Source organism: Candidatus Cardinium sp. cByotN1 (assembly GCF_022810525.1).
In the GTDB taxonomy this organism is placed as follows: Bacteria; Bacteroidota; Bacteroidia; order Cytophagales; family Amoebophilaceae; genus Cardinium.
This window is the reverse complement of sequence record NZ_JAACGG010000049.1, coordinates 1-7325: the sequence shown is the minus strand read 5'-3', so window position 1 is coordinate 7325 and position 7325 is coordinate 1. Positions and strand designations below refer to the sequence as shown.

The window sequence follows — 7325 nt, the reverse complement described above, 5'->3', positions numbered from 1 at the left end:
AAACTCCGCTTGCTGATCGTACTTTTTTCAAAAGGCGCATTTTTTTCCTAGTATAAGCCATAGTGGTGAACGGAAACAAATTTTTTATCGTCGGCCATAAGCCAGACGACCTACTGATCATCCATTCAAAAAATGCTATTCTATACCCGCTACGTGGGCATCAAATTAAAGGCTAATTATCTTTAGCTAGTTTAGGCTCATTTTTATTAACTTTTATTATCTCCCAAATCGGTTGGGGAAGTATCAGACTGTGGTTGGGACTTTTCTTTCAATGAGTCCTGATTTACACTCGGATCGATCTGACCAGCTGGCTGCTTTGCTTGCACACTATGCTGGCCATCACTAGTTGTTCCACCACCTGAGTTTATAGCATCAGAGTTATTAATATCATTATTGTTAGAAGGCTGGTCTGCTGCTGAAGAAGCCTCCTGAGCAGAATCGATCTCTGTACCTTGCTGATTTTCTTGCACATTAGATTGGCTATTGCTAGTTGTTCCACCACCTGAGTTTATAGCACCAGAGTTATTATCATTATTGTTAGAAGACTGGTTTGATACTGAAGAAGTGTCCTGAGTAGCCTGGCTAATGCTACTAGAACCCTTAGTATTAGCACTATTGCTAGGAGATTGAGTAGCAGTTAAACCATTATTAGTAGATAGGCTAGGCTTACTAGCCCTCCCATTAGTACCACTGCTAGGAAATGCTGGTGGTGGAGTTGAAACACTATTAGCAGATAAGCTAGGCTTAATAGGCCCCCGATTACCACTACTGCTAGGAGATGGAGGTGGTGGAGGAGGAGTTGAACCATTATTTGGTTCTTTTTTCTCATTACCGTCAATAGAACCTTCCTTGTCTCCCTTAGCTTTTACGCCATTAGCTGCATTGCCAGTGTCTACTGCATGGGCACTTTTTTCTGGATTGCTGTCGTCTCCTGGCTTTTTCTCTTTACTTTTAGGTGTGTTAGATGTTGATGTAACGCTACTGCCGGGGCATTTGCATCGAGCAAAAAAAAGCAAGATGAAAAAACAAGGGAAAGAAAAGAATCTAGTTAATGAAGCTTTCATTTTAATTTATGTTTGATTGTATAATTGTGTATATTATAAATTTTTTTATTAACGTAAGCATAGAGGCATGACCAACGTTAATGGCATAAATAGTCTATGCTATATTAAACAAAAGTTATGCAACATATGTAATTATGCAAATGCATAGTCGGACAGATGGGCATCAAGCCACTGAGCTTATATTTCCAAGTATAAGAAATTATTTTAAGTTATTATATCGCTTTTTGTATTTATAAGGAGTTCATTGTACTGAAATGTGCCCGATTGCTGATCGGGAGCTATAATAGCGATAATATATTATATATATGAATATATGCAAGTTTTGGTACGTTTCCGTTCACCACTATGGCTTATGCTAGAAAAAAAACGCGCCCTTTTTTCATCAGCGCTTGATTTTTTGGTTACTTTTTTATCAAGAAAAAAGTAACAACAAAAATTCATTTTTTACCAAAGTCAAGAACAGATACTTTGGTACAGGGCTTTATTTTCTGCCCTTCGGGGTGGGCTTTCAATCGTTTTGCTATTGCAGCAGTTGTAACGGTCACTTGCTAAATGCAACTATTTTACAAGGGGCGATGTTACTTGATTGGGGTATGCTGAGATAGGGCTCCATGCATACAAATTTTTAGAATGCTCTATGGAAACGGCGTCAAAGATTAAAATAAAAATGGCTTAAAGGAACACCGAGTTTATGGGGTTCCATAACTATTTTTTAGCGCTATTTCTGATTCTTGGAATGCTAATTCTATATCTTGCAAAGATTTATTCAGCTCATTTCGGGTGTTTATTACCTATATTTATTTTCTTTTGGATTTCCTCTTGGATTTTCTTCAACTCCTCCTTATAATTATTTATTTCGTCTTGGCTGCTGAACATAAAACTTGCCAGTTTGTTACTTAGGTCTTCCAGATTCTTTATTTTAGTTGACATCTTATAGAAATTTTTTTTAAAACTTCGCTTCTTATTCTTTGGTCCTGCCTTGTGCTTACAAACTCTTTGCTTATACAACTCTGATTCGCATCTAAGAATTAATGCATCGCTCTTATTCTTATATTTTTTCATTTTTTCCTTTTTAGATGATAGTTCTTTAACCAGTCTTTCAATCTTCTCTTTTTTCTTAAGTAGATCCGGCTCACCTTGGATCTCTTGCTTAATCTTCTGACAGGCTTGGTTCCAACCATTTATCTTTTGTACATATACCCATGATTTGTTGGGGTTTATAAGTTTGGATATATCACGCATAATTATATCAATCTCAGGCTCAGAAGACGCATTAGTTTTTTTATCTATATTAACCTGATTATCAAAATTTAATTTGTTATTATCACTATCAGAATGAGCAAACGCGGTAGGCCCTTGATCGTTATTCATTGTGACTGAGCTAGCTCTTTCCTGACCGCCAGATGGGTCTCCACCAGTCTGAGCGCCACTATTTGCATTATTACTACTGCCAGAATGAGCAAACGCGGTAGGCTCTTGATCGTTATTCATTGTGACTGAGCCAACTCCTCCCTGACCACCAGATGGGCCTCCACCAGTCTGAGCGCTACTATTTGCATGGCTAACTTCCGCTGGATTATCACCTGCATGGCTATCCTCTCCTGCATGACTAACTCCTAGTAGATTATCATCTTTTACTGGGCTGCTTTGTTTACCTTTAAGTTCGTTAGATGTTGGTATAACACTATTCCGGGGGCATGTACATCGAGCAAAAAAAAGTAAAATAAAAAAACAAGGTAAAGAGAAACGCCTAATTAATAAGATTTGCATTTTGATCTTTTTTGATTGTATATGACTGTATGTTATGACGGGGTTTTATAGGGCTGCAACACTGATCAATAGGTGAATGCCTAAGTTAAGACAGCTAAAAACCTGAAAAACCTGATTTTTATGAGAAATTATCCATAATGATGAAAGAGATATAGATTAGTAGGAATCTACTGACTTTGCAAATTTAACAAATATTTTTGATATATGCCTACAATATTGGTAGAAAAGTTTTTTAACTTACTTTTCTTTTATAAACAAGGGGCATCAAAAGGAGTTACAAAAGTATAGCAAAACTTGTGCTTTATTAAAAATAAATTAGCTCTAATTTTGTTGCCATAAAAATAACTTCTTATATACCCCGCCTTGCGCCAATAGGCTAGCATGGGTACCCTGTTCTACTATGGTTCCTTGGTCCAATACAATAATTTTATCGGCATGATAAATGGTACTTAACCTATGGGCTACTACAATAGACGTTTTATCTTTAATAAGCTGTTGAAGGCCTTCTTGCAGATTACGCTCAGAGGCACTATCTAAAGCTGAGGTAGCTTCATCTAACACCAAGATAGGCGGATTCCCTAATATAGCTCTAGCCATGCAAATTAGTTGTTTTTGACCGCCAGAGAGCTTGTTGCCATTGCCTCCAATAATGGTATGATAGCCTTGCGGTAAACGCATAATAAAATGATGTGCACAGGCTATTTGGGCCGCTTTTATCACCTCTTTTTCAGTAAATCTCTTCCTATTCAGGAGAATATTATTAAAAATAGTATCATGAAATAAAATAGATTCCTGTGTGACGATGCCCATTAAATGATGCAAGGATGAGGCACTAATATGAGCAATAGGCAGATGGTCTATTTCAATGGTACCGCTATTGGGTTGGTAGAGGCCAGATAAGAGGGATACAAGGGTAGACTTGCCAGATCCAGAAGCACCAACCAATGCCACGGTCTCTCCATTTTGAATGGTAAAATTGATTTGATGTAAAACTTCTTTTGTATCATTATAGGAGAAGGAAACATTTTTAAAGACTATCTCATTTTTGAACGTAGTACATACGCGTGCCACTGAACCATGTTTAAGCTCAGATTTTTCATCTAATAGATCAAAAATACGTCTGCCAGCAGCTATGCCCCGTTGAATATGACCAAGAGATCTGGAAATCATTTTAATCGGTATAAGTGTCTGAGAACAAATAATGATGTAAGCAATAAAAGTACTAGGGGTAAGCATACTACGATCCAAAAGAATTAAATGGCCACCATAGGCTAGTATAATCGAAACTGCTACCACACTTAATGTGGCAGATATAGGTGCAATCATATAGGATTTCTTAGCTACAGCCCTATTGGTGCGGGCATATAACTTGCTTTCTGCTTTAAAATGATCAACAGCATATTGCTGAGCACCAAATATTTTAATGATGCGAATGCCACCGACGCTTTCTTCAATCAAGTTCATTAACTGGCCCAAGGACTTTTGCGTTTGGTCTGTCCACTTACGAAGCGATTGTATAATCTCAGCTATGGCCCATCCAACAATGGGTAAGAATAACAAAGTGAAAAGACTAAGCTTGGGGGAGATATAAAATAAAACAAAAATGTAAGCAAAAAGCTGGGTAGGTTCTTTTAAAAAGATACGCAAAATATCGGCAACTGCGTGTTCAATTTCTTGAATATCAACCGTAATACGTGATATTAGATCTCCTTTCTTTTTATCTGTAAAATACTGTACAGGCAGATCTAAGCTGCTTTTAAAGAGGGCCAAACGTAGGTTGTGGACTAGATTGATGCGGACTTTAGCCATGGTCACATCTGCTATATACCTAAAGAATCCATGAATGGCATTAGATAACATAAATAAAAATGCCAATAAACAGAGTGCGGTTATTTTACCGTGATGGACAATGATTTTTATAAAATAATAATTGAACAAGCTGGTAAGATAACCAATATCCATGCGCGATTTTGGCATTACTTGCTTTTCCAGTAGCAAGCTGTTCAACTCTTCTTGGTTGAAGAGAACCTTAAGCAAAGGAATCACCAAGCCATAGGTAGCTAATCCGAAAAAAATGGATAATAGCATTGCCAAAAAATAATAACAAGAACACTTTTTTAAAGGCCCTGCGTAAGCTAAAATCCTAGAATAAATGCGCATGGAGAGTATCTGTTCAGAACATTGGTGAATAAGGTATTACGATGGACATTGAGTGATCAACCATCGAAAAAAAGATCACTAGCTATTTTATCGGCTAGCAATTTACCACTATTTGTCAAATATAATGTATGGCCTACCCAATAAGCGAATCCCCATAGGATAATTTTTTCTAGATAATCCTTTTCTATCACCATAAGATCAATGGCATAGTTTTCATAAATCCAATCAAAGTCACATCCCCAGCAGGTTCTAATACTGGTCATGATATATTCATTTACATGATTGGCTATGGTTAAGGTTTCTTCTGTAGCAGGTAACTGACCACTTTGAATGGCCTTGACATAGCCTGCATTATGGGAAACATTCCAGTGTCTTTGAGATCCATTATAGGCGTGTGCACCAGGCCCTATACCTATATATGGACCTGATTTCCAATAATTTGTATTGTGTCTAGCATATTTTCCTGGCTTGCAAAAATTAGAAATTTCATAGTGCAAGTAACCTTGTTGGTAACAAGTTTCTATAGTTAATGCAAACTGTTCTGCTATTGAGGATTCATCTATTTCCATCATACTGCCTTGTTGATGCCAATATCCAAATACTGTTTTGGGTTTAATAGTCAAACAATAGGCAGAGATATGCGCTGGCTGTAGCGATAGTGCTTGGGTTAAATCTTTATGCCAATCTAACATAGTGGTACCAGGAATGGCATACATGAGGTCTATACTTAGGTTACTAAAGCCAGCAGCACGCGCCCAAACTACACTTCTTTCTGCCATAACACTTGTATGGGCTCTATTCATATAACGAAGGGCCTGATCATTAAAGGACTGTATGCCTATGCTAAGTCTGTTCACACCGATATGGCGCCATCCTTGCAATTTTTCAGGCGTTACGTCATCAGGGTTAACCTCTAAAGTGATTTCTGCTCCTGGTGCTATGGGAAAGCATCGGACTACTTGATTGAATAGCCTATCTATCTCTGAAAGGGTCAATAAAGAGGGTGTACCGCCACCAAAATAAATACTGGTAATGGGGATACCTTTCAAATAATCCTGACGTAGTGCCAATTCTTGAATCATACTATCCACTACCAAGGATTTACCTTTCAAGTTGGTACTAAAGTGAAAGTCACAATAATGACAAGCTTGCTTGCAAAATGGAATATGCAGATAAATACCTGCATGACTTTTGGGTGGTTCTTTGATCAAAGGTATCTGATAGGTATGGAACAAATTGCTAATGCGATGTGCATATTATATTTTGATGATGAATAAAAAAAAAGATAAATATGTATAGATACAATTGGAATTTTTTTCTAAAATAGCTACTTTTTATTAATCATTTTACATTGGCAGTCAGTAAAAAGTTTATTTTTCTGGCTCCTAGTGGTTACTTATAGCTTTTACAGCTACTATGCAATTTAAAGATTAAGTCTAAAAAGCCAAAATGGATTTGTAAAAATCTGTATCTAATTGATAACAAGGAGATATTAATTGCACTAAATTAAAGTATATAAATTTATGCTAAAACATTTAAAAAAAGGATCCAAACTGACTTTATATAGTGGGTTGCTCATCCACCTAGTTGGGTGTAATGCAAACCAAATAAGCATGAGCGTGGGTATGAAAAAAAACGATTTTATCAAAACTACGCAAAAGGATAAAATATGTAAGCCTATACTTAATAAGATTAGGAAGACTACGACTAATAATTATGATATTCAAATTTTGAATTTTTCGAAACAGATAGAACTGCAAAATGAAATACGTAAAAGATTGTGTAATCTTGTCCCGCTTATTCAACATAATCCTGCTTTTAACCAAAAGCTTTCAGAAGAAGCTTACAACCTATCAAATACAAATAGAAATACAAGGAAATGGTTAATGCCAAATATATATAATCAACCAATCCTAAAATTGCTTTACACCCATGCACATCTCCTTGATCAAAATAATTTGGTAGCACGAACCATATATCATATATGTATAGGCTATCATATCATTTGTGAACGACAGGCTAGTCCTAAGTGTTTATCAGATTGGAGGGCCAATCACATTGATCTTATGCAAGCGCTACAAACACAATGTGAGACCGTTGTACAGTCGGAGTATTTAATCGTTAAAAGCGCTAATGTACAAAAAGACGCTTCAAGCGTACTATCTGCCTCAAAACATGTTCGTGCACCAATATGGTATCCTCCATACATTCAGGATCCTGATAGGGTTACCCACAAAAGAAAAAGGGAAGTCTAATCTCAGATGAGGCCGTTGTGATAGGTTGCTAGTATAATTGTTTCCGTTCACCACTATTGGCTTATGCTAGAAAAAA

The 7325-nt window shown here is 36.7% G+C and carries 5 protein-coding genes; 1 reads left to right on the top strand and 4 read right to left on the bottom strand.

Features of this window, described 5'->3' with window-relative positions; translation table 11 throughout:
* Positions 1 to 206 precede the first annotated feature (206 nt).
* From MUW73_RS01515 to hemW, 4 genes are all read right to left on the bottom strand, one after another.
* Complete coding sequence (locus MUW73_RS01515) at positions 207 to 1064, bottom strand: hypothetical protein (protein ID WP_243018749.1); 858 nt, start codon at positions 1062 to 1064, stop codon at positions 207 to 209.
* A gap of 771 nt (positions 1065 to 1835) precedes the next feature.
* Positions 1836 to 2834 (bottom strand): hypothetical protein, encoded by a 999-nt coding sequence (locus MUW73_RS01510; RefSeq protein WP_243018505.1) that lies wholly within the window; start codon positions 2832 to 2834, stop codon positions 1836 to 1838.
* Positions 2835 to 3155: 321 nt separating this feature from the next.
* On the bottom strand, positions 3156 to 4922 hold the full coding sequence (locus MUW73_RS01505) for an ABC transporter ATP-binding protein (protein ID WP_243018503.1): 1767 nt from the start codon (positions 4920 to 4922) through the stop codon (positions 3156 to 3158).
* Between the two features lie 128 nt (positions 4923 to 5050).
* Positions 5051 to 6205 (bottom strand): radical SAM family heme chaperone HemW, encoded by a 1155-nt coding sequence (hemW, locus tag MUW73_RS01500; protein WP_243018501.1) that lies wholly within the window; start codon positions 6203 to 6205, stop codon positions 5051 to 5053.
* Positions 6206 to 6517: 312 nt separating this feature from the next.
* Between hemW and MUW73_RS01495 the strand changes: the two genes are divergently transcribed.
* On the top strand, positions 6518 to 7249 hold the full coding sequence (locus tag MUW73_RS01495) for a hypothetical protein (RefSeq protein WP_243018499.1): 732 nt from the start codon (positions 6518 to 6520) through the stop codon (positions 7247 to 7249).
* Positions 7250 to 7325 lie beyond the last annotated feature (76 nt).

Coding starts and splice junctions, on each gene's coding strand:
- MUW73_RS01510 (WP_243018505.1), bottom strand. CDS start 2,834: ATGCAAATCTTATTAATTAGGCGTTTCTCTTTACCTTGTTTTTTTATT.
- MUW73_RS01515 (WP_243018749.1), bottom strand. CDS start 1,064: ATGAAAGCTTCATTAACTAGATTCTTTTCTTTCCCTTGTTTTTTCATC.
- MUW73_RS01505 (WP_243018503.1), bottom strand. CDS start 4,922: ATGCTATTATCCATTTTTTTCGGATTAGCTACCTATGGCTTGGTGATT.
- MUW73_RS01495 (WP_243018499.1), top strand. CDS start 6,518: ATGCTAAAACATTTAAAAAAAGGATCCAAACTGACTTTATATAGTGGG.